This is a genomic window from Peptoniphilus ovalis (genome assembly GCF_018919265.1).
Lineage (GTDB): Bacteria > Bacillota > Clostridia > Tissierellales > Peptoniphilaceae > Peptoniphilus_A > Peptoniphilus_A ovalis.
The window spans coordinates 210,167-229,286 of record NZ_JAHLQO010000004.1 but is presented as its reverse complement, the minus strand read 5'-3'; the positions used below and the strand labels follow the sequence as shown (position 1 = coordinate 229,286).

Below are 19,120 nucleotides of genomic sequence, written 5' to 3'. Positions count from 1 at the left end.
GTGATTAAATGACAATAGGAAAAATATATTATCTAGCAACAATATTTGAAAAGATTTCTGAGATTTCTAGTACAGTTTCTATAATTGCTGGGATTTGTTTTTTGTTTGCTTTGGTTATTTGTGCAATAGCTAAGTTTGATGGGAGCATTCAAATTAAAAATATGGAACAAATCAATCTCTATTCAAAAGAAGATATTGAACTTAAACAAGAAAAAATAAATAACGCAATTACAATGTATAAGAAGTCAACAATATGCACTGGTACTGTTTTGTTTTTGTGTTTGCCAATATATATTTTTACACCAAACAAAAAAGACTTCTTAATATCTTCAATGACTAAAGATTACAAACCAGAACAAATATACCAAATGACAAAAGAAGAACTTAAAAATGGAATAGATTATATCACACAATCAATAAAAGAAATGGAGAAATAAAATGGAATATAAAGAATTAGAAACAACTGCTAAAATGTATGGTTATAAAATAATAAGAGAAAAATCTAAAACTATTTTAAGACAAGTGCATGGAGCTGGAATAAATACAATAGAGATTTCAGAAAACAATCCAAACATCCTGTTTATAAATAATAGCAGAAGCAGTGTAAAAGACTTTAATATGATAAAAACAGCCACAAAATATGCAGAAACGCTCCTTGAAGAAAGAAAAAGAGAAAGAACATATAATGCCACAATTACGCTAAAGGGCAAAATATCTACTGAATTATGGAATTATCTTTATATTAATAAAAATGATTTGTTTAAAATAAAGCTTACTAATTCAAAGTTAAAAGAAATGGAAAGCTATTTAAATTTAGAGCTAGAAGAACTTGAAATTAACGGAGTAGAATGATGAAAGCTAAAGAAGAAAAAATAGTAACAATAAAGATGTCATATGATGATTTAGGAGATATTATATGCGTATTTGAGGACTGGTTAAATAATATAAATAATTCAAAATGTATTTCGAGAGAAGAGGTAGTCAAAATATATTGTGGTCTTGTAAACACATGGGGTGAAAACGCAAAGAATGGCTAAGAAAAACGAAGGAAAAAAATTTGAAGAAGATTTTAGAAACTCAATACCAGAAGATGTATTTTGCTATAGAATAAAAGACTCATCAAATTTCTATCAAGCAACAAAAAATATGTGCGACTTTATCTTATTTAAGTCGCCTTATTTAATTTTATTAGAACTAAAATCAACAAAAGCAAATCAAATATCAATGGATGAGAAAATAGTAAAAGAACACCAAATACAAGAACTATATCAAGCCAAACACTTGAGTGAAAACATAGTTGCTGGATTCTTATTGAATTATAGAGGTAGAGAATTAAAAACAAAAACAGTATTACCAGAAACATATTTTATACCAATAGAAAATATGAAAAAAGTATACGAAACTCAAAAATCACTTCATAAAGAGCAGGCAAAAGCAATAGGAATAGAAATACCATTTACTAAAAAAATAACAAGATTCACTTACGATTTTCCTATAGATTTAATATCTAAAGAGTGTTAAAAAATTAATCAACTATTGACAAAATTAAATATGAACCATATAATAGGGTATGTATTCAAACCTGTAACCATATGGTATGGCTACTAGGGAAAACTAACCTATTTTGTAAAATGGCTTAAAATAGCCTACAAACGTTGAAATCATGTATCCTTAGCTCAGCTGGATAGAGCGTCTGGCTACGGACCAGAAGGCCGGGGGTTCGAATCCTCTAGGATACGCCATGGACCTCGAATACCGAGGTCTTTTTTTATATGCAGGTGTGCTGGAATTGGCAGACAGGCATGGTTGAGGGCCATGTGCAAGAAATTGCGTAAGGGTTCAAGTCCCTTCACCTGCACCAAGCTATATAGTATCTTTACATATCTTTACAGATTAGCTAAAAATAGCTATTTATAGAGATTTTGTAATTTGTGAAATTATGTTATTTTTACATATTTTTACATATCTTTACAACTTTATAGCCAACTTTTAGCCAACTTTTAAGTTGCTTTAAGACAAGCATTGTCTTAATTTCAAGAATAGTGATTCTGTATTTGTATCTAAAGTGAGTTGTAGATTTTATCAAATACTTGAATCGCTTTTTCTTTAGTATCAGGCATAACATGAGTATAAATATTAGATGTAGTCTCATAGTTAGAGTGGCCTAATAACATTTGTACCGTTTTAATTTCTACGCCATTTTCAAATAATCTAGTGGCGTAAGAGTGCCTAATTGAGTGAAAAGGACGTGGTTCAATACCTATTTCTTTACAAATTTTCTGTAATCTTCTATTCGCTCTTTTTTCCTCAATAATATTACATAAATCATCAGTAAAGATAAAACACTCATCATTAAAAAGTAAATCTATTCTAAAATGTTTTAACATAGATTCATTTTTCCACTTGTCTAAGTACTTTATCAATAATTCAGGTAAAGGTACTATTCTTTCGGAATTTTCAGTTTTAGGAGTGGTTAAAGCATTTTTATCCAATATCTTTTTCTTTCCATTGTCACTAAAAGAATAATCTCTAGATACTTGCTCTGATACATATATTTTCCCGTTTTTATATGCTTTCCACTTTAGACCTCTCAACTCATTCCTTCTTAGACCAGTAAAAAAGTCAGTATAAATCATTTGTTCAACTGGGTCAGATAAATCAAGATTCTTAATAATTTTTGACTGTTCATCTTTAGAGAATACCCTATATTTATTCATGTTATTTTTCTTAGTTCTTTTTTCAACTTTAGGTAAATCTACATATTCACAGATATTTTTGTTTATAATTCCAAGCTTAATACAGTTATCCAAAAACATTTTAATCACAGTTACTATATTCATTAAGCTACGATGTGAACAGTTCATTTCTTCCACAATATAATCAAAATATTTTTGCAACATAATAACCGTTAAGTCTCTTACATCTACAATCGCAAAAGGCAAGTCTAATAAGTATTTCCTTATAGAGCCTATATAAGCATCTAGTGTAGTTGATTTAATTTCTTTAGCCTTAGTTTTTAAAAGCCAGGATTCGAGAGATTGGCCTAGAGGACAAGAATCGGTATTAATAATACCTGCAAAATTTTCTTCTTTGCTTGCTTCTCTCATTTTATCTATAACATCAGATTTTTTATAACTAGAAAAAGACTTTCTAACTTGCTTTCCGTTTATATCTTTACCAAGTGTGATTCTTCCAGTCCAATACTTTTTTCCATTTCTTATGGTATAGGTTAAACTGCCTAGACCACCAATTCCATTTGCCATAATTACCCCCTAATTTATATTTAAAATTAAAATAATCACCACTTTCACCATTTATTTGATATAATAAAAGTGAGATTCAATTCCGTACCAAAAAAATTAATCTCAATCCCTTACTTATTGCAGTTGAGTAAGGGACTTTTTTAGCCGTATAATAAATTTGATTTTTATATAAGATTTATTTATAATATATACATCAAGCACTATAGGTGCATAGTCCCTAGGATTAGCTCTCTCAACATCAGAGAAGTGGCGAAACTAGGGACTTTTCAATTTTAAACTTCTAAATCATCTGTACTAGTCCACCATTCTTTATCTTCACTGGTCTTTATCCACCACTTATCTTCATAAAAAATATAGTCATAAACGGTTATTTCATCTCCTTTTATCCAATAACCAACTATACTTGCACTTGTAGAAGGTTCGGCTCTGTTATAAGCTTTGTCACTAATAACAGTAAGCTTTTGACCCTTTTTATAAGGTGAAACTTGACTAGAGTTATACTCATCTAATTTTTCCATTTCTTCAAGTTCTTCGTCGCTAGGAACATATTCCATAGGTTTACCATCATAAACATAATTATCTTCTAAATCTTGATTCATATAATTATAAGAATTATTAGAGTTTTTCACATTACGAGAAATTTCATATTCATTTTCGCTATTTTCATTAAGATTAATTTCATTATTATTACTAGTTTGAGTATAAGATTGAATACTTGAATTTGATTCTTCTTTGTTAAAACTACTAACAATAAGAAAAATTAATAAAGTAAGAATTAAAGATACAATTACTGAAAAAACAACTTTTCTAATTCTATCCATTTAAGACCTCTCATTCTATTTTAGAACCCTTCGACCTATTGCATCTCCAACACAAAGTTTGCAAATTAGAAATCTCACTAGTTCCACCTTTTGATAGTGGGATAATATGGTCTATTTCTAACAATAAGTTAGGTTCAAGGTATATGCTATTGCCACATTTACAACAAGTGTAATCATCACGCTTTTTTATCTGTTCTCTTAATTTAGAAGTCATTAAAGCACGTTGGCCTTTTATAGATTTTCTCCATTTGATATGAGTATCTAAATAATTAATAAAACTATCCAAAGTACCTGGATTTAATTCGATTATAGTTTTTAAAGAGGAGTTACCCCCAGCACTTATATAGTGAAAACAATATTTAGGGATATATAAATCAGAAAAATCAATTTCTTCAAAACCTAGTTCATATACTAATTTTTCAAGAGAAAAGAATAAAATATATTTAGGTATTGAATTTCTTATAGAATCTAAAATAATATTTTTCTTCTCAATCAAGATAGATTTACCTTCTTCAATAGCCATAAAATCATTCAGCATATTTTCAAAACAACCTAAAGATTCTTCATCTTTGCTTATATTGAAATACTTACATAAATAATCAAAAGGCTTATTTCTAGCAGCTCTGCATATATTTAAACTACAATTATAAGTTAAATCAGAATTTGAATAGTCATGCAATGAATCTCTTTTAAATTTATATATACTTTCATCTTCTATTAAAGCATTTCCATAATCATTTTTATTATAAATATTTGAAAAATCTTTTAAATTATCAATATGTTCGTTAAGTTCATTACATTCTTGTACAAAAGTTGAAATCCTACCTTTTAATAAAATAAATTTTTCACTTTTAAAGTAGAAATATTCAATCGCAACTAATAAACAATAAACGGCAAAAGTAAATAACAAAAATAATATTATATACATACAGATTCTCCTCTATAGATAGATTTTGTATTTAAACTTACGTTCTTTTTTCTTAAAAAAAATATAATTTTAACAACTCTTCACTAATTCCTAGCATATATGATAATTGTTTTAAATTATATCTTTCTAATTCTTCTTCCTCTAAAGCATTTATCAGCATCGCAACAGTAAATAGGTCAGCTTGGTTTTCTAACTTAGAAGTCACTTGATGAGTTTTAAGACTAGTAAAGATTCTGTTTTCGTCATGCTTGCAAAATATATGACCTAATTCGTGTAAAATTGTATTTCTAGTCTCAATTTCATTTAAATTTTCGTTGATATAAATAAGATTAGACCTATATATCTTTAAAGTATAACCTTTAATTTTAGCCGGCATATTAGAATAGATAACAGTACAGCCTATATTAAACGCTATCTTTAAAGGGTCAGTAGTATTGTATTTGTTATAAATTTTTTTCGCTAAATTAATAATTTCTTTCTTCTGCATATTATCACTTCGCCTTTTTGTAGTATAATATAGTTATTGAGTTATGGAATTACACATAGAACCACCTCATGTTATTGAATTATTTCGGAATAAGCATCAGTTTTATTTACTAAAATTGGTGTTTTTTTCGTTATAATCCTTTATCATTTCTATATTTCTTAGGCGTAAATTTTTCTTTAGATTTAATCTTTGCAATAGTTAAAGCATCTTCTAGATTATCTAAAATATATTGAATAATTTCATCGTCTAATTCTTCGCCATCTAATTGCATTTGCAACATACCATTACTAAAATTTTCTTTCATTTCTTGTAAATTTTTTTGAATATCTAATTCGTTCTTTCGGGACAGTTGAGGATTGCTTGATGCACCTAGCAAGTAGTCAGTTGTAACATTAAAAAACTTCGCAAACTGTGTCAATAAGTCGCCGGAAGGTTCTCTCTGTTCTAATTCATAAAAAGATATAGCTTTAGCGGTTAGGCCAAACTTATCAGCTAATTCTTTTTGAGTCATTTTTTCTCTTTTCCTTAATTCAGCTAATCTTTTACCTACCATTTTTCTACCCCCTTAATGTGAACTCTCTGTACATAAATTATATAAAAAATATTTAAAAAAAACAATTGACAAAGTACAAAACGTGCTGTACAATATGTACAGATAGAGAAACAAGAATACGAGGTGAGAATTTGACACGACTTAAACAGTTGAGATTAGAAAAAGGAATGTCTCAAAGTGAGTTATCGAAAGCGGTCGGAGTAAGTCCTAAATACATCAGTTTTCTAGAGAATGGCGAAAGGACGCCATCATTAAGGATAGCGAAACGAATAGCAGATTTCTTTAGAGTACAGATAGAGGATATTTTTTTGAAATAAAAAAGTACAAAACGTACAATTAAGGAGATAAGAAATGGGAGTTAGATTTTATACGCCTAAAGAGCTGGCAAGTGAAGAAGACTTCCCACTAGGAGAACACAAATTAAGAACTTTAGCTAACAGATATAAAAACTTCCCTCACTTAAGAAATGGTAACAGATTGTTACTTATTAGGTCGGAAGTCGAAAATTGGTTGGTTGAATGTAATAAGTTAGGGATTAAATTATAGTCTAAAAATAATTCAAGAGGTGGAGAATGAGAGCAATTAAATTTAGTACAAGAAACATTATTTTGACAATAAGAAGATTAATAGGTATTAGCTTAGCTTTAATCCTAGGGTATTGGGTAGTTAATTTCTTTATAAAATCCGTTTGTTACGCCATGTTTTTAGGAACAGAACTAATGGATAGCCTATTTAGATATTTAATGGGGATTTGAAATGGAAGGGAGCAAAAGTAAAAGCTCTACCACTACAAAGAGCGATAGAGCAATTAAAACATTTGAAATATAGATTGTCTTTATTATACCACAAGGAATCAAAAATGGAAATTGAAAGATTAAAAAATGATTATAAATTTGCAGAAATGCTTTATTACAAGCTGCAAGACAAAGGTTTAAAAGAAGAAATAAAAAAGAACATGGAAGATATAGAGAATAAGATAAATCAATTAAGAGGAGAAAAAACATGCGAAATTTAGAAAACTTAAACGACAGAATAAAAGAAGTAAAGACTTACACTTTAGACAATAAAAAGTTCTACAGCACAAAACAAGAACTTATCGAAGATTATAAAAAACAACTTATTCAAGAGATAATCGAAAGCTGTTTAAATAATGTATTTGATTACGACAAGTCATTTTACATCGAACAAACAACTAAGAATTTAATGAATAAGATAGACGACATTATAAATATTTACGAAACTAACGAAATTTAAGGAGATATAGAATGAGCGAATTTACATTATATGAACTAACTGATATGTACAGAAATCTTAAGGATTTAGATTTAACTGATGAAGAATTACAACAGAGTTTAAACAACATCGAAGATGAAATAGAAATAAAGGCAGAAAATATAGCAAAGGTCATTAAAGAAAACAACGGATATATTGACCTACTAAAAGAAGAGGAAAAACGATTAGCAGATAAAAGGAAAGCTATAGAAAATAGACAAAATTATCTTAAGGATTATATAGAAACTTCTATGATAGCTACAGATAAAAGAAAATTTAAAACTAATTTATTTAGCTTTAATATTCAAAAAAACCCTGCATCGGTTAAGTGGGAAGATGAAACAAAAATACCAGTAGAATTTATTAAGACTGAAACCAAAGTAATGAAAAAAGAACTAAAAGAAGCTGTACAAAACGGTCTTGAAATTGAGGGAGTAGAACTTGTATCTACTGAAAGTTTAAGGATTAGATAGGTAGTGATTAGATGATTAAAAAAGTTACCAATGAACAAGCTATTTTATCAAAAGAAAGACCAAATAATAAATATCAACAAGCTTTAAATGACCTAATAAAAAATAAAGAAAGTTGCGAAGATATAAAAAGTGATAGCTATTATCTTCTTCAAGAACTGATAGATAAATATATATTGATTGATTATGAAAGAGGTGCGGAATGAAAAAGATTAGAACATTAAAACCTAATGAAATTGATGCTAGAGTACAGTCTTTGAAACTTGATTATATAATCCTAGTGCTTTATAAGGACGCTAGAGTTGACATGAAAATTTTAGATGAAACTTATGGACCTATGAATTGGCAACGAAGACATGAGGTCATAAACAATAATCTATTTTGTACTGTATCAGTTTTTGATGAAGATAAACAACAATGGATATCTAAGCAAGACGTTGGAATACCTTCTAATACGCAAAAAGAAAAAGGTGAAGCATCTGATGCTTTTAAAAGAGCTTGTACTAACTTTGGAATCGGTAGAGAACTTTACACATCACCCTTTATTTATATAAAAGCTAATGACAAAGAAGTACAACAAAAAGGAAGCAAATTTACAATATATACACGATTCAGCGTAAAAGATATCCAGTATAACGATGAAAATGAAATAACATACTTAGAGATAATTGATAATAAAGGTGCTATACGTTTTAAATGGGGTCAAAAACAAGACTTTAAACAAAATGAAGGGAATAAGTCTATCGAACAAATAAGAAACGAAATAGCACAAGTTTTGAACATTAAGAAGATAACTGGAGATAAATTTATAGCTTGGTTAAAAACAACTTATGGAGTAGATAAGGTTGAAAAATTAAATAATCAACAATTGAGCACGGTAAGAAATGAAGTAGCAAATTGGTAGAGGAGAATTAAAAATGGGAGTTAAGAGAATAGTAGACACAGATTTTTGGACTGATATTGATGTTATAGACAATTATACGATAGATGATAAATTTTTTGCACTGTATTTATTAACTAACAAATACACTAAGCAAGCAGGTATTTATAAGTTGCCTAAAAAATATATATCGTTTGAAACTGGATTCAATAAAGAAGTGGTCGAAGTTCTTTTAGATAGATTTGAAAATACTTACAAAAAAATTAAGTACAATCATGAAACACAAGAAATAGCAATATTGAAATATACATCTTTTAGTATTGTAAAGGGCGGCAAACCAGTCGAAGACTGTATACGTAAGGATTTAAGAGAAGTTACTGATACAAGTTTAATAAATATGGTCTATCAGTCAATGGTCGAAATCTGGGATTCCAGCCTTAGGGATTTTGATTTGAAGATTAAAGATATATTTTTTGAATTTTGCGAAACTGACAATGACAATGACAATGACAATGACAATGACAATGACAATGACAATGACAATGACAATGACAGATTCGTAGACGTATCGTATAACGATTCGTACCACGATTCGTTAGAATCTAGTAATTCCAATACTTTGAATAATTTCATTAAAAATAAAAGTAGCAACGATTCGTACCACGATTCGTCTATCGTATCGTCCATCGATTCGTATAGCGATTCGTTCAAAAAACATAAGACAACATATTATGAAAATATAGATTTAGATGATGCAGTAAAAGAATTTATTAAACATAGAAAACTATTAAAAAAGCCAATGACTGTAAATGCTGTTAAAAGATTTATAAATAAACTTAATAGAGAATTTGAAACAGATGATGAAAAGTTAGAAGCAATAGATATGGCAATCATTAGAGGTTGGTTAAGCGTAGAAAAAGCATGGGTTGAAAATGCTAAAAAGGAAAGTAACGGTAATATAAAATCTTTTAAAGATTCTAAAGAAGATGCAGAAAAACGATGGGGTGGATTCTTAAATGCTTAGTAAAACAGATTTTATAAGAGCGGTTGAATATCTAATAGCAGTTTATCCTGAAATGGAAAAAACATTTAATAGACAAATTTCTCAATCCGTTTGGTATGAGTTATTAAGAGATATAGACGGTGAGAATTTACTATTAGCTGTAAAGATGTATACAACTACTCAAAAATTTGCACCTAAGCCAGCAGAAATAAGAGAGATGGTCTTAAAGACAACTACCGAAGAAAAGGACTGGACTAACGGCTGGTCACTAGTTCTTAAATCTATAGGGAAATATGGAATTTATAGAGAAGCAGAAGCTTTAAGGTGGATAGGTAATCAAGACCCTATAGCGGAAGAATCTATAAGGCGTATGGGATATAAATCTTTGTGTGAATCAGAAGACCAGGCGGCTTTTAGAGCGAATTTTAGACAAGCTTATAATAATCAGCTAGAAATAAATAAATTTAAAGTACAATTACCACCTGATGTTAGAGAACGAATGATTGAAAATAGAGAAAAAGCAAAAAGTGAACTTCTAGAACTAGGTTATGGGAATGATAGAAAAGTAGCAGAGCTTTTTAAAGCTATAGGTAGTTAATATGACATATCAAGAAGCTAAACAAGCGATGAAATCTAGGTGCAAGGTTAAACTAAAGGGAATTGTATATAAGCATATAAATGCAATAATTTTCAGAAAAACAGAAAACCTAGAAATCATACAGCTAGAATTACAAGATATGCAAGCAGATTCAGTATCTATATGTAGAATTGAACAAGCAGAGGTAGCAGATGAAACTTAAAGGGAAACTAAAAAATATAAGCTATAACAAGTTTGGAAAGCCTTTAATAACGCTAGAGCTTGAAAGGTATCTAGATGTAAACAGAATAAATGATTTACAAGAAGATGAGCTATTAAACATCAACTTATCAAACGCTAAAGACTCAAGAACCTTAAGACAAAACAATCTTCTATGGGCGATTATTTCAGATATTGACAAAAAGATTAACGGTATTCCATCAGAAATTACAAGATGGGAGCTATACGTGCAAGGTATAGAAGAAGTAGGAGCAGAATTTGAAGATGTGATTATACCTAGTAAGAGTTTAAAGATATTTAAAGGTGCTTTTAGAGCTTACAAGGTATTGCAAGAGCAAGGCGACAGAATACTTTTAAGATGTTTTATAGGCAGTAGCAAATTTGATACTAAACAGATGGGAGACCTAATAGACTATTTCATAAAAAAAGCAAGTGAATTAGGAATAACGATAGTGGACTACAGATTAGAATATGCGAAGTTATTTTGAGAGTTTATAAATAAGGAGAATTAAATGAAACTAACAAAAATAATTTTTTTAGAGAGTGATACAGCAGAAAAAGAAAATATTATTGAGACTGTTTTACATTTAGACAGCCACAACTTTATTACTAAAGATGCACTAATAGCAATCATAAAATATCAAAACGAATTAATTAAAGAAATGGAAGCATATATGGCAGATGAATCAAACAGAGTTAAAACTATTTATTAAGGCGAAAAAATGAAAGAGAAAAAAGAATGTGAAGTATGTGGTAGATATGAGTATTTAGAAGAACATCATCTAATACCAGGCAGAGGACTTAGAAAGTTGTCAGACCAATACCACTTAACTATAAACATATGCAGAAATTGTCACCATATGATACATCACGATAAAGAGTTCTTAGAAATTAGCAAAAAATGGGGTCAACAGAAATTTGAGAAACACCACCCTAGAAAAGAATTTATTGAAATATTCGGAAGGAGTTACCTTTGAAATATACACTTACTTATGAAATACAGTTACCAACGATGAATCAAGTTATTAAATCTAACAGAGGTAATAAATATGCAGCCGCAAGTCAAAAGAAGAAATACACTAAACTTATTGCATACTACACGCTTGCACAGATGAAAAAAGAGATAACTAAAAAAGTTGATATTAAATGCAATTGGTACTGCAAAGATAAAAGAACAGATAAGGATAATGTTTCAACAGGCATTAAATTTATTTTAGATGGACTTCAAGAAGCTGGAATACTTAAAAACGATGGTTGGAACGAAATAGGATACATACATCACTATTTTTACTTAGATAAAGACAATCCTAGAATAGTACTGGAATTACAAGAAATACAAGAAGAAATATAGAGCTGGAGAGATTAAGACATGGAAGCGTTAAAGATACAAAAAAGAAAAAAAGAATTGAAATGCGAATTATACAGAGATAATTTTCAAAACTTTAAAAGATACAACATACCTAAAGCACAACTCGTAATAGCAGATATACCTTATAGAATTGGAGAAGATGCATTTGCAAGCAATCCTATGTGGTATGAAGGTGGAGATAATAAAAATGGAGAAAGCAAATTTGCTAAAAAATCATTCTTTAAAACAGATGACACCTTTAGAATTGCAGAATATATGCACTTTTGCTCTAAGTTGTTAATTAAAGAACCTAAAGAAAGAAATAAAGCACCTGCAATGATAGTATTTTGTAGTTTTGAACAAATGCCAATGGTAATTGATTATGGGAAAAAATATGGATTTATGAAATCTTATCCGCTATTTTTTATAAAAAATTATTCAGCACAAGTATTAAAAGCAAATATGAAAATTGTAGGAGCAACAGAACACGCCGTTGTTTTATATAGAGATAAGCTACCAAAATTTAACAACGGGAAAAAAGAAACCGGAAAAGGAAAAATGATTTTTAATTGGTTCGAATGGAGAAGAGATAATTCAAAAGAATATCCCAAAATACACCCAACACAAAAACCAGTAAACCTATTAAAAGAACTTATCAAGATTTTTACAGACCCAGGAGATGTGGTTATAGACCCAGTAGCAGGAAGTGGAACAACTTTAAGAGCAGCACTTGAATTAGGAAGAAATTCCTATGGATTTGAGGTAGAAAAAAAGTTTTATGATTTAGCAGTGGAAAAAATGTTAAATAAAAAAGACATTTGGCAGTTATCACAAATAAACATGGCGGAATTTGAATAAGGAGAAGTTAAATGGAAGATACATTAATACCATACAGTCCTTTAGCGGATAAAGAAGTAGACCATTATGAATATAAGTACCTATACGGAAGTTTAGATAGCAACTACCCAATAGTAAAGCTAGATAGGGAAATGGAGAAAGAAGACTTACAAGGTCATTCTACAGAAAGTAAAAAACAATTAATAGAAAAGCCTATAGACATCAGTAGAGGACTACTGTATAAAGAAAAACTAACAGAGGAAGAAATTGAAAGTTATAACTTGATTCTATTAGCTAGAATCAGCGAGCCAGTATACGTGGAGTGAGAAAATGAAAGAAGAAATAAGATATTGCATACCATTACCTCATCTAAAAACAAATGATGGAAGCAAACAATACCTAAGCCACAACAAAGGTAGTTGGTTTGCTAGTAGATGGGATGATAGATTAAGACAAGCGTGGAAAGAAAAACACTTAAAGTATATACCTGAAGAATATAGAAAATATGCTGTAGAAGTTAAAGAGGTACAGAAATGAAAACTAAAGAAGAAAAGAAATATTATTTGAAGTATAAGCCTAGATTTTATGATGGGCAATCTGAAGAATATTTAAATTATAACAAAAAAAGCGAATCTTATTTTCTAAGCAACAACATTGGGGGATTTGTTGTTAAAACAAGTTTTACACAAAAAGAAATAGAAGAGATTAAAGAAAAATTTGATACAGATTTAGCAGATTTAGAAATGATTGAGGTGGAAAAATGAAAATAACTTTTAACAATCCGTATATAACAAAAACAATAAATTGCATTGAAAATAAGGAATATTGGGAAAATGGAATAAAGAATATAAATCTTGAAAATATAACAACAATTAAACTACACGGAGAAGAACACAAAGTAGAAAAAGATTTTTATATAAATCCAAAACATTGGGCAATGATTGAAGTGGAAGAATGAAAGAAGCAAAACAAGAAATTAATTTAATTTTAACAACACTACTCAAGATGCTAAAAGAATATAACTACAAATTAGAGATTTATGCAAATGGAACTTTTGTATTTGTAGATAATGAAAATGATAAAAAATACATGGTAGATGAAGAAGAACTTAATAGACTTTATAAAGAGATTTGAAAATGAGAATGTTAAGGCAAGCTACACTAACTAGATTACCAGTATTAAAAATCAAAAACGAATCATACGATAGATTTCTAGGCGAGAATATCCATGATTTGTATGTTTTAGGAAAAGATGGTGGTTTACATTATCTAAATATACAAGGAATGTATGGGACTGAACATGATGGACTGGAATTTGATGTAGAAGAAGATGAATACTGGGGAAAAATATTTGAATCATGGGACTTTATAGAACTTATGGAGCATGATGCAAAAAGATTAGGAATAGAAGATAACGAAGAATATATAAAAATCAAAAACAAACTTGATGAACTTTTCGAAGATGCGTTGAATAAAAAAGAAGAATCAAGAGATGAGCTAATAATGAAAATGATTAAAGAGTATGAAGATAAATACGAATATTAAGGAGCAAGCATGAACCTATTAGAGTTACAAGATATTTTAGGAAACACAATTTTAGAAGTTACAGATAAAAACAAAAGTGATGAAGAACATAAAATATCATTAACAAATGCTGAATATATAGCAAAAATAGCTAAACAAATGATAAACAATGCAGACATTGTTTTAAGAAGTGAAAAGCTAATGCAAGAAGGATATGAAATGCAAAATACTAGAGAGATGATAGGCGAAAAGTAAATGGGAAATAAGAGATATACCCAAACACAATTAGATTGGATTAAAGAGAATGTAAATGAATTTGAAAATTACAAAGAAATGACAATTGCATTTAACGAAAGATTTAATGAAAAAAGAACTGAACAAGGTATATCAAATACAGTTACAAAAAAATTAAAACTAAATAAGTTTTTTAATTCGGGTCAGTATTCAAATGTATATAAAAAAGAGGAGTTACCAATAGGAACAATAAGAGAATGTGGTAATGGAACAACGTATATAAAAGTCAAATTACTAGGAAATTGTAGACCTAAATACACAGGTTATAGAGAGCCTTATTGGTTACCTATACAGAAAAAAATATACCAGGATAGATATGGTGAAGTAAGCGAAGATGAAATGGTTATATTTCTTGATTGCAACAATAAAAATTTAAACATTGAAAATTTATATTGCATAAATAGAAGAATATCAGTTATTTTAGCGAAAAACAAATGGTACTCTACAGACCCGAATATAACTAAAACAGGAATATATTATGCAAAGTTAATTTTAACATTATTGAATAAGGAGAAATAAATGAACAATATAAGTTTACTTGGTCGTCTAGTGAAAGACCCAGAGTTAAGAAGAACACAGCAAGGAACAGCAGCCGCTAGATTTACAGTAGCGGTAGATAGAGGACTTAGCAAAGAGAAAAGACAACAAGCAGAAGCAAATAATCAGCCTACAGCAGATTTTATTAATTGCATAGCATGGGGAAAGGCCGCAGAACTAATAAGCAATTATTTTAGTAAAGGAAGCAGAATCGGAATAGTAGGAAGAATTCAAACTGGTAGCTATGAAAAGAACGGGCAGAGAATTTACACAACAGATGTAGTTGTTAATAGTATTAGCTTTATTGATAGCAAGAGCGAAAGCAACAATAATTTTAGCAATACTAACAACACTAATAACACTCAAGATGATTTTGAAAATCCTGGATTTTTTCCTATAGACAACAATGATATTCCTTTTTAAGAGGTAACTATGGTCAACATAAATTATAAAGAAGTAGAAAAATTAAGGGAAAAAATAAAATCTAAAATAGCTGAACAAAACGAGTTAATAATTAGAAACGAAGCAATTTTAGAAAGAATGAAATCAACCGGTAAAGAAAATTCTTTCGATGAAGTTATGAGATTAACAGAAGAGACCATAAGAGCTTATGGAATTCTAGAGGGAATAGAATTTATTATGAAGTTATATTAACCAAGTGGGTGAAAAATGAAATTTTTAGATGTATTTAGTGGCATAGGTGGATTCAGAATGGGACTTGAACAAGCTGGTCATACTTGTATAGGGCATATAGAAAAAGATAAGTATGCATTAGCTAGTTATAAAGCCATATACGATATAAAAGAAGATGAATATGAAGGTAAAGATGTAACAGAAATTGAAGATTTTACTGAACTTAAAGGCAAATATGATTTACTTGTAGGTGGATTCCCGTGTTTTAGTGGAGATACTTTAGTGACAACTATTACTGGAGTAAAACCTATTAAAGATATTAAAGTAGGAGAAAGGGTCTTAACACATAATAGTAAGTTTAAAGAAGTTTTGAACGTATGGAAAAAAGAAAGTGACGACCTATATAAAATAAAATATCAAGGTAGTGATGGATTAAGAGTTACTGGGAATCATAAACTTTATGTTAGGTCTAAAACAGAAAACGGATTTACTGATGCTTATTGGAAAGAGTGTAAAGACTTAGATACTGATTTAGATTATTTAATAGTACCTAGCATAAAAAATGCAATTGGTAAAAGTGTACAACATATTTCATTGGAAGAAGCATGGATTTTAGGAAGATACGCAGCAGATGGTTATATTCAAGACAACAAAAGAACAGATTCTAATACTTATAACAATAAGATAGTTTTGTGCATAGGTAAAAGCAAAATCAAGGATTTAGAGCACATAAAAGAATATCATTATACTATTAGCAAACAAAGAACAGTTTATAAAGTTATACTCTGTAGCGAAAGATTAAAAAACCTTGCATATAACATTGGTAAAGGTAGTGCTAATAAAAAAGCTGGGTTCATGTTCACACAGTCTATAGAAATTATTAAAGAGTTCTTAAAGGGATATTATGCTGGCGATGGTTATTTAAAAGACAATAAAGTTAAATGCAGTAGTGTAAGTAAAAGACTTATTTATGACATCTCAATACTTCATTCGATAGCTTATAACAGTAGTTTTTCAATATCTAATTTCATACCACCTAAAAAGAAAATTATAGAGGGCAGAGAGGTTAATCAGAATCCGTATTGGATATTTTCTTCAAGAATAGATTCAGATAGCAAAGGCCACATGTTAGAAATTGAGGGCGAAATATGGACTAAATTAAAATCCAAAGAAAGAATTTACAATACACACAAAGTTTATGATTTAGAGGTGAAAGATGAACACACATACACAGTTAACAATATCGGAGTACACAACTGTCAATCATTCAGCATTGCAGGACATAGAAAAGGATTTAATGACACTAGAGGAACAATGTTCTTCTATCTTGCCAAAATCCTTGAACAAACAAAACCATCGTTTTTTCTCTTTGAAAACGTCAAAGGCCTACTATCACACGACAAAGGGGACACCTTTGAAGTTATCCTCAACACGCTGGATGAATTGGGGTACAACACGTCCTGGAATTTGTTTAACAGCAAAGATTTCGGAGTTCCACAGAACAGAGAAAGGGTCTATATTACTGGATATCTTAGAGGACGAGGTGGACGAGAAATATTTCCTATCAGACAAACAAGCGGAAAGGATTATGGGAATGAATACACAAACACAGTCCCTACAAGATTCAGAGGGAGTGGCGGAGAAACATATATTAAGAGTGAACAGAAGATTAAACAAATAGGAAAATTCATTCAAAGTAGCAGAAAAAGTCCATCTAGATATAGAGTATTTGATGAAACTGGAATTAGTCCAACTATTACTACAGCACAAGGTGGGGGATTGAATCCACACATAATTGATAAAGGTAATAACAACACCAATAAAAATAAAATAATTTCAGTTGGTGGCGGTAAAAGTCAAGGAAACAAAGTTTACTCACCTAAAGGCCTATCGGTTACTTTATCGGCTAACGGTGGCGGGCAAGGTGCTAAGACTGGATTATATGCTATACCAATAATTACACCTAATAGATTAAAGAAAAGGCAACATGGAAGAAGATACAAAACTAATGGAGAGCCTATGTTTACACTAACAGCACAAGACCAACACGGAGTAATAATTAACAATAAACAAAAAGAGCTGGGTTATAGAATTAGAAGATTAACGCCTAAAGAGTGCTGGAGACTCCAAGGATTTCCGGACTGGGCCTTTGAAAGAGCAAAAGCTATAGGGACATCAGACACACAACTTTATAAGCAAGCTGGTAATGCAGTAACCGTAAATGTAGTCAAGGCAATAGGAGAAGAATTTAAGAAAATGGAGAAGGAAATAAAAAATGACTCTAAATAAATTTGAATTTAAGTGCTTAGTGATATCTGCTTTTAGATATTCGCTAGGCAGAATGACGGCAATGTCTGGTATTATAACTGAAATAATTTTAAATAATATAAAAGAATTAGAATCAGGAACAATTGAAGAAATGATAAGAGAAATTGAAGAAATAGAAAGCATTAATGTATCACGCTTAGGAATGGAAGGCGATATAGATTTATGGTTAGATTTTAAAGTAAAATTAAAAGATTATTTGAGAAGGTGAACATGAAACAGCTATTAGTTAAATACGAAAAAGAAATAAAAGACAAGAATAGAGATAGCTATATAAAGGCTATAGAAAAAGAAATACCAACAGCAAAAATAGAAAGCATAGAGGGCGAAGAAGCAATAACTGAATGTGATGCTTTATTGGTATTAGAGCCTTTAAGCCAACAGAATAGAGCAGCTTATAACTATTCTTTAAGGCAACGTCCTTATTTAGACATTGAGGGAGTACAATCAGAGCAATTAACAATAACAGCAGAAGCAATTTTAAGAACTATATATCAACACGCAGGTTACGACCTTGACGACAAAACGATATTAATAATTAATCAATCAGAGCATTTAGGAGCACCGCTTGCAAAAGCTTTAATCGATAATGGAGCTAATGCTATAAGTGCTAATAGCAAATATAAAAGCTTAGAGAATTTGTTAGCTTTAACAGATATAGATATTTTGGTATCAGCTACTGGTGATTCAAGTTTCAGCATAGAAAAGTATTTAACTAGAAATATATTTTTAATAATAGACCTATCATGCGATACAGAGGACGCTAGAAGAATAACTAGGATTCCAACTGTTAAAGTTTTAAAAGAAAGGCTAGAGAACTGGTGAAAAAGAAAAAAGTTAAAAAAGTAGCAACTTATAACTACACTTACGAACAGATAGAAAACTTAAAAAATCAAGCATATCATCAAGGATTTAAAGATGCAATAGAACAAGCATCTTTATGGAGTATGCTTGCTCCAATGATGGTATTAAGAGATTTCTTCGGATTTGGTGGTGAAAGGCTAAAAAGATTTTACTTAGCACTTGAAGATATGTACGACAGCATCGAAAAAGGTTATTTAAACCTTAAAGATATAGCAAAAACATTAAGGGAAGAGTGCAAAATAGATTTAGGGATTTAAGGAGCAAA

The 19,120-nt window shown here is 29.8% G+C and carries 38 protein-coding genes and 2 tRNA genes; 35 read left to right on the top strand and 5 right to left on the bottom strand.

Features of this window, described 5'->3' with window-relative positions; all coding sequences use genetic code 11:
* The first annotated feature begins 8 nt into the window (after nucleotides 1–8).
* The 6 genes from KQI68_RS06995 (at nucleotide 9) to KQI68_RS06970 (ending at nucleotide 1,861) form a co-directional block, all read left to right on the top strand.
* On the top strand, nucleotides 9–437 hold the full coding sequence (locus KQI68_RS06995; protein ID WP_216549420.1) for a hypothetical protein: 429 nt from the start codon (nucleotides 9–11) through the stop codon (nucleotides 435–437).
* Between the two features lies 1 nt (nucleotide 438).
* Entirely contained in the window at nucleotides 439–852 is a 414-nt protein-coding gene (locus tag KQI68_RS06990; protein ID WP_216549419.1) for a hypothetical protein, read from the top strand.
* On the top strand, nucleotides 852–1,037 hold the full coding sequence (locus KQI68_RS06985) for a hypothetical protein (RefSeq protein WP_216549418.1): 186 nt from the start codon (nucleotides 852–854) through the stop codon (nucleotides 1,035–1,037). The genes KQI68_RS06990 and KQI68_RS06985 overlap by 1 nt, the downstream gene beginning before the upstream one ends.
* Nucleotides 1,030–1,521 carry a hypothetical protein gene (locus KQI68_RS06980; RefSeq protein ID WP_216549417.1) on the top strand — a complete coding sequence of 164 codons (492 nt, stop codon included), beginning with the start codon at nucleotides 1,030–1,032 and terminating at the stop codon, nucleotides 1,519–1,521. Before KQI68_RS06985 ends, KQI68_RS06980 begins: the two co-directional genes overlap by 8 nt.
* A gap of 144 nt (nucleotides 1,522–1,665) precedes the next feature.
* Nucleotides 1,666–1,742: transfer RNA gene (locus KQI68_RS06975), tRNA-Arg, on the top strand.
* 32 nt (nucleotides 1,743–1,774) lie between these two features.
* A tRNA-Leu gene (locus tag KQI68_RS06970) sits at nucleotides 1,775–1,861 on the top strand.
* A 199-nt stretch (nucleotides 1,862–2,060) separates the two neighbouring features.
* On the opposite strand, the gene KQI68_RS06965 is transcribed toward KQI68_RS06970, so the two are convergent.
* The 5 genes from KQI68_RS06965 to KQI68_RS06945 all read right to left on the bottom strand — a co-directional run bounded on the left by KQI68_RS06965 (nucleotide 2,061) and on the right by KQI68_RS06945 (nucleotide 6,052).
* Nucleotides 2,061–3,263 (bottom strand): tyrosine-type recombinase/integrase, encoded by a 1,203-nt coding sequence (locus tag KQI68_RS06965; RefSeq protein WP_216549416.1) that lies wholly within the window; start codon nucleotides 3,261–3,263, stop codon nucleotides 2,061–2,063.
* 272 nt (nucleotides 3,264–3,535) lie between these two features.
* Nucleotides 3,536–4,084 carry an SH3 domain-containing protein gene (locus KQI68_RS06960; protein WP_216549415.1) on the bottom strand — a complete coding sequence of 183 codons (549 nt, stop codon included), beginning with the start codon at nucleotides 4,082–4,084 and terminating at the stop codon, nucleotides 3,536–3,538.
* A 10-nt stretch (nucleotides 4,085–4,094) separates the two neighbouring features.
* Entirely contained in the window at nucleotides 4,095–5,012 is a 918-nt protein-coding gene (locus KQI68_RS06955) for an HNH endonuclease (RefSeq protein WP_216549414.1), read from the bottom strand.
* 52 nt (nucleotides 5,013–5,064) lie between these two features.
* A complete protein-coding gene (locus KQI68_RS06950) occupies nucleotides 5,065–5,499 on the bottom strand; it encodes an ImmA/IrrE family metallo-endopeptidase (RefSeq protein WP_343221680.1) in 435 nt (144 codons plus the stop codon).
* 130 nt (nucleotides 5,500–5,629) lie between these two features.
* Nucleotides 5,630–6,052, bottom strand: coding sequence for a helix-turn-helix domain-containing protein (locus tag KQI68_RS06945; RefSeq protein ID WP_216549412.1), 423 nt, complete (start codon nucleotides 6,050–6,052; stop codon nucleotides 5,630–5,632).
* Nucleotides 6,053–6,117: 65 nt separating this feature from the next.
* Between KQI68_RS06945 and KQI68_RS06940 the strand changes: the two genes are divergently transcribed.
* The 29 genes from KQI68_RS06940 to KQI68_RS06800 all read left to right on the top strand — a co-directional run bounded on the left by KQI68_RS06940 (nucleotide 6,118) and on the right by KQI68_RS06800 (nucleotide 19,112).
* Nucleotides 6,118–6,369 carry a helix-turn-helix transcriptional regulator gene (locus KQI68_RS06940; protein ID WP_343221678.1) on the top strand — a complete coding sequence of 84 codons (252 nt, stop codon included), beginning with the start codon at nucleotides 6,118–6,120 and terminating at the stop codon, nucleotides 6,367–6,369.
* A 34-nt stretch (nucleotides 6,370–6,403) separates the two neighbouring features.
* Nucleotides 6,404–6,598 carry a DNA-binding protein gene (locus KQI68_RS06935; RefSeq protein WP_216549410.1) on the top strand — a complete coding sequence of 65 codons (195 nt, stop codon included), beginning with the start codon at nucleotides 6,404–6,406 and terminating at the stop codon, nucleotides 6,596–6,598.
* A gap of 205 nt (nucleotides 6,599–6,803) precedes the next feature.
* Nucleotides 6,804–7,067 (top strand): hypothetical protein, encoded by a 264-nt coding sequence (locus KQI68_RS06930; RefSeq protein ID WP_216549409.1) that lies wholly within the window; start codon nucleotides 6,804–6,806, stop codon nucleotides 7,065–7,067.
* Nucleotides 7,055–7,306 carry an SH2 domain-containing protein gene (locus KQI68_RS06925; RefSeq protein WP_216549408.1) on the top strand — a complete coding sequence of 84 codons (252 nt, stop codon included), beginning with the start codon at nucleotides 7,055–7,057 and terminating at the stop codon, nucleotides 7,304–7,306. The genes KQI68_RS06930 and KQI68_RS06925 overlap by 13 nt, the downstream gene beginning before the upstream one ends.
* An 11-nt stretch (nucleotides 7,307–7,317) precedes the next feature.
* The gene (locus KQI68_RS06920; RefSeq protein WP_216549407.1) at nucleotides 7,318–7,797 is read left to right on the top strand and encodes a siphovirus Gp157 family protein; all 480 of its coding nucleotides are present in this window, start codon (nucleotides 7,318–7,320) and stop codon (nucleotides 7,795–7,797) included.
* A gap of 11 nt (nucleotides 7,798–7,808) precedes the next feature.
* Nucleotides 7,809–8,000: a hypothetical protein gene (locus KQI68_RS06915; protein ID WP_216549406.1), complete on the top strand. Its 192-nt coding sequence runs from the start codon at nucleotides 7,809–7,811 to the stop codon at nucleotides 7,998–8,000.
* A complete protein-coding gene (locus tag KQI68_RS06910) occupies nucleotides 7,997–8,698 on the top strand; it encodes a hypothetical protein (RefSeq protein ID WP_216549405.1) in 702 nt (233 codons plus the stop codon). The genes KQI68_RS06915 and KQI68_RS06910 overlap by 4 nt, the downstream gene beginning before the upstream one ends.
* Nucleotides 8,699–8,711: 13 nt before the next feature.
* Complete coding sequence (locus tag KQI68_RS06905) at nucleotides 8,712–9,698, top strand: hypothetical protein (protein WP_216549404.1); 987 nt, start codon at nucleotides 8,712–8,714, stop codon at nucleotides 9,696–9,698.
* Nucleotides 9,691–10,275: a replicative helicase loader/inhibitor gene (locus KQI68_RS06900; RefSeq protein WP_216549403.1), complete on the top strand. Its 585-nt coding sequence runs from the start codon at nucleotides 9,691–9,693 to the stop codon at nucleotides 10,273–10,275. The genes KQI68_RS06905 and KQI68_RS06900 overlap by 8 nt, the downstream gene beginning before the upstream one ends.
* A gap of 1 nt (nucleotide 10,276) precedes the next feature.
* Nucleotides 10,277–10,477: a hypothetical protein gene (locus KQI68_RS06895; RefSeq protein WP_216549402.1), complete on the top strand. Its 201-nt coding sequence runs from the start codon at nucleotides 10,277–10,279 to the stop codon at nucleotides 10,475–10,477.
* Entirely contained in the window at nucleotides 10,467–10,982 is a 516-nt protein-coding gene (locus KQI68_RS06890; protein ID WP_216549401.1) for a hypothetical protein, read from the top strand. Before KQI68_RS06895 ends, KQI68_RS06890 begins: the two co-directional genes overlap by 11 nt.
* Before the next feature lie 24 nt (nucleotides 10,983–11,006).
* Entirely contained in the window at nucleotides 11,007–11,207 is a 201-nt protein-coding gene (locus KQI68_RS06885) for a hypothetical protein (RefSeq protein ID WP_216549400.1), read from the top strand.
* A 9-nt stretch (nucleotides 11,208–11,216) separates the two neighbouring features.
* Complete coding sequence (locus tag KQI68_RS06880) at nucleotides 11,217–11,471, top strand: hypothetical protein (protein ID WP_216549399.1); 255 nt, start codon at nucleotides 11,217–11,219, stop codon at nucleotides 11,469–11,471.
* Complete coding sequence (locus KQI68_RS06875) at nucleotides 11,468–11,845, top strand: RusA family crossover junction endodeoxyribonuclease (protein ID WP_216549398.1); 378 nt, start codon at nucleotides 11,468–11,470, stop codon at nucleotides 11,843–11,845. The genes KQI68_RS06880 and KQI68_RS06875 overlap by 4 nt, the downstream gene beginning before the upstream one ends.
* Nucleotides 11,846–11,863: 18 nt before the next feature.
* Nucleotides 11,864–12,700, top strand: coding sequence for a DNA-methyltransferase (locus KQI68_RS06870; protein ID WP_216549397.1), 837 nt, complete (start codon nucleotides 11,864–11,866; stop codon nucleotides 12,698–12,700).
* 11 nt (nucleotides 12,701–12,711) lie between these two features.
* Nucleotides 12,712–13,005 (top strand): hypothetical protein, encoded by a 294-nt coding sequence (locus KQI68_RS06865; RefSeq protein WP_216549396.1) that lies wholly within the window; start codon nucleotides 12,712–12,714, stop codon nucleotides 13,003–13,005.
* 4 nt (nucleotides 13,006–13,009) lie between these two features.
* Nucleotides 13,010–13,216 (top strand): hypothetical protein, encoded by a 207-nt coding sequence (locus KQI68_RS06860; protein ID WP_216549395.1) that lies wholly within the window; start codon nucleotides 13,010–13,012, stop codon nucleotides 13,214–13,216.
* Entirely contained in the window at nucleotides 13,213–13,443 is a 231-nt protein-coding gene (locus tag KQI68_RS06855) for a hypothetical protein (protein ID WP_216549394.1), read from the top strand. Before KQI68_RS06860 ends, KQI68_RS06855 begins: the two co-directional genes overlap by 4 nt.
* Nucleotides 13,440–13,637 carry a hypothetical protein gene (locus KQI68_RS06850; protein WP_216549393.1) on the top strand — a complete coding sequence of 66 codons (198 nt, stop codon included), beginning with the start codon at nucleotides 13,440–13,442 and terminating at the stop codon, nucleotides 13,635–13,637. Before KQI68_RS06855 ends, KQI68_RS06850 begins: the two co-directional genes overlap by 4 nt.
* Nucleotides 13,634–13,813: a hypothetical protein gene (locus KQI68_RS06845; protein ID WP_216549392.1), complete on the top strand. Its 180-nt coding sequence runs from the start codon at nucleotides 13,634–13,636 to the stop codon at nucleotides 13,811–13,813. Before KQI68_RS06850 ends, KQI68_RS06845 begins: the two co-directional genes overlap by 4 nt.
* Nucleotides 13,814–13,815: 2 nt before the next feature.
* Complete coding sequence (locus tag KQI68_RS06840; RefSeq protein ID WP_216549391.1) at nucleotides 13,816–14,223, top strand: hypothetical protein; 408 nt, start codon at nucleotides 13,816–13,818, stop codon at nucleotides 14,221–14,223.
* 9 nt (nucleotides 14,224–14,232) lie between these two features.
* Nucleotides 14,233–14,457, top strand: coding sequence for a hypothetical protein (locus KQI68_RS06835; RefSeq protein ID WP_216549390.1), 225 nt, complete (start codon nucleotides 14,233–14,235; stop codon nucleotides 14,455–14,457).
* Nucleotides 14,458–15,015: a hypothetical protein gene (locus tag KQI68_RS06830; protein WP_216549389.1), complete on the top strand. Its 558-nt coding sequence runs from the start codon at nucleotides 14,458–14,460 to the stop codon at nucleotides 15,013–15,015.
* Nucleotides 15,016–15,456: a single-stranded DNA-binding protein gene (locus tag KQI68_RS06825; RefSeq protein WP_216549388.1), complete on the top strand. Its 441-nt coding sequence runs from the start codon at nucleotides 15,016–15,018 to the stop codon at nucleotides 15,454–15,456. It begins immediately after the preceding gene.
* Nucleotides 15,457–15,465: 9 nt separating this feature from the next.
* Nucleotides 15,466–15,687, top strand: a complete 222-nt coding sequence (locus tag KQI68_RS06820) for a hypothetical protein (protein ID WP_216549387.1) — start codon at nucleotides 15,466–15,468, stop codon at nucleotides 15,685–15,687.
* Between the two features lie 15 nt (nucleotides 15,688–15,702).
* Entirely contained in the window at nucleotides 15,703–17,955 is a 2,253-nt protein-coding gene (gene dcm, locus KQI68_RS06815) for a DNA (cytosine-5-)-methyltransferase (protein WP_216549386.1), read from the top strand.
* The gene (locus KQI68_RS06810) at nucleotides 17,942–18,202 is read left to right on the top strand and encodes a hypothetical protein (RefSeq protein WP_216549385.1); all 261 of its coding nucleotides are present in this window, start codon (nucleotides 17,942–17,944) and stop codon (nucleotides 18,200–18,202) included. Before dcm ends, KQI68_RS06810 begins: the two co-directional genes overlap by 14 nt.
* Before the next feature lie 2 nt (nucleotides 18,203–18,204).
* The gene (locus KQI68_RS06805; protein WP_216549384.1) at nucleotides 18,205–18,816 is read left to right on the top strand and encodes a Rossmann-fold NAD(P)-binding domain-containing protein; all 612 of its coding nucleotides are present in this window, start codon (nucleotides 18,205–18,207) and stop codon (nucleotides 18,814–18,816) included.
* On the top strand, nucleotides 18,813–19,112 hold the full coding sequence (locus KQI68_RS06800) for a hypothetical protein (protein ID WP_216549383.1): 300 nt from the start codon (nucleotides 18,813–18,815) through the stop codon (nucleotides 19,110–19,112). Before KQI68_RS06805 ends, KQI68_RS06800 begins: the two co-directional genes overlap by 4 nt.
* Nucleotides 19,113–19,120 lie beyond the last annotated feature (8 nt).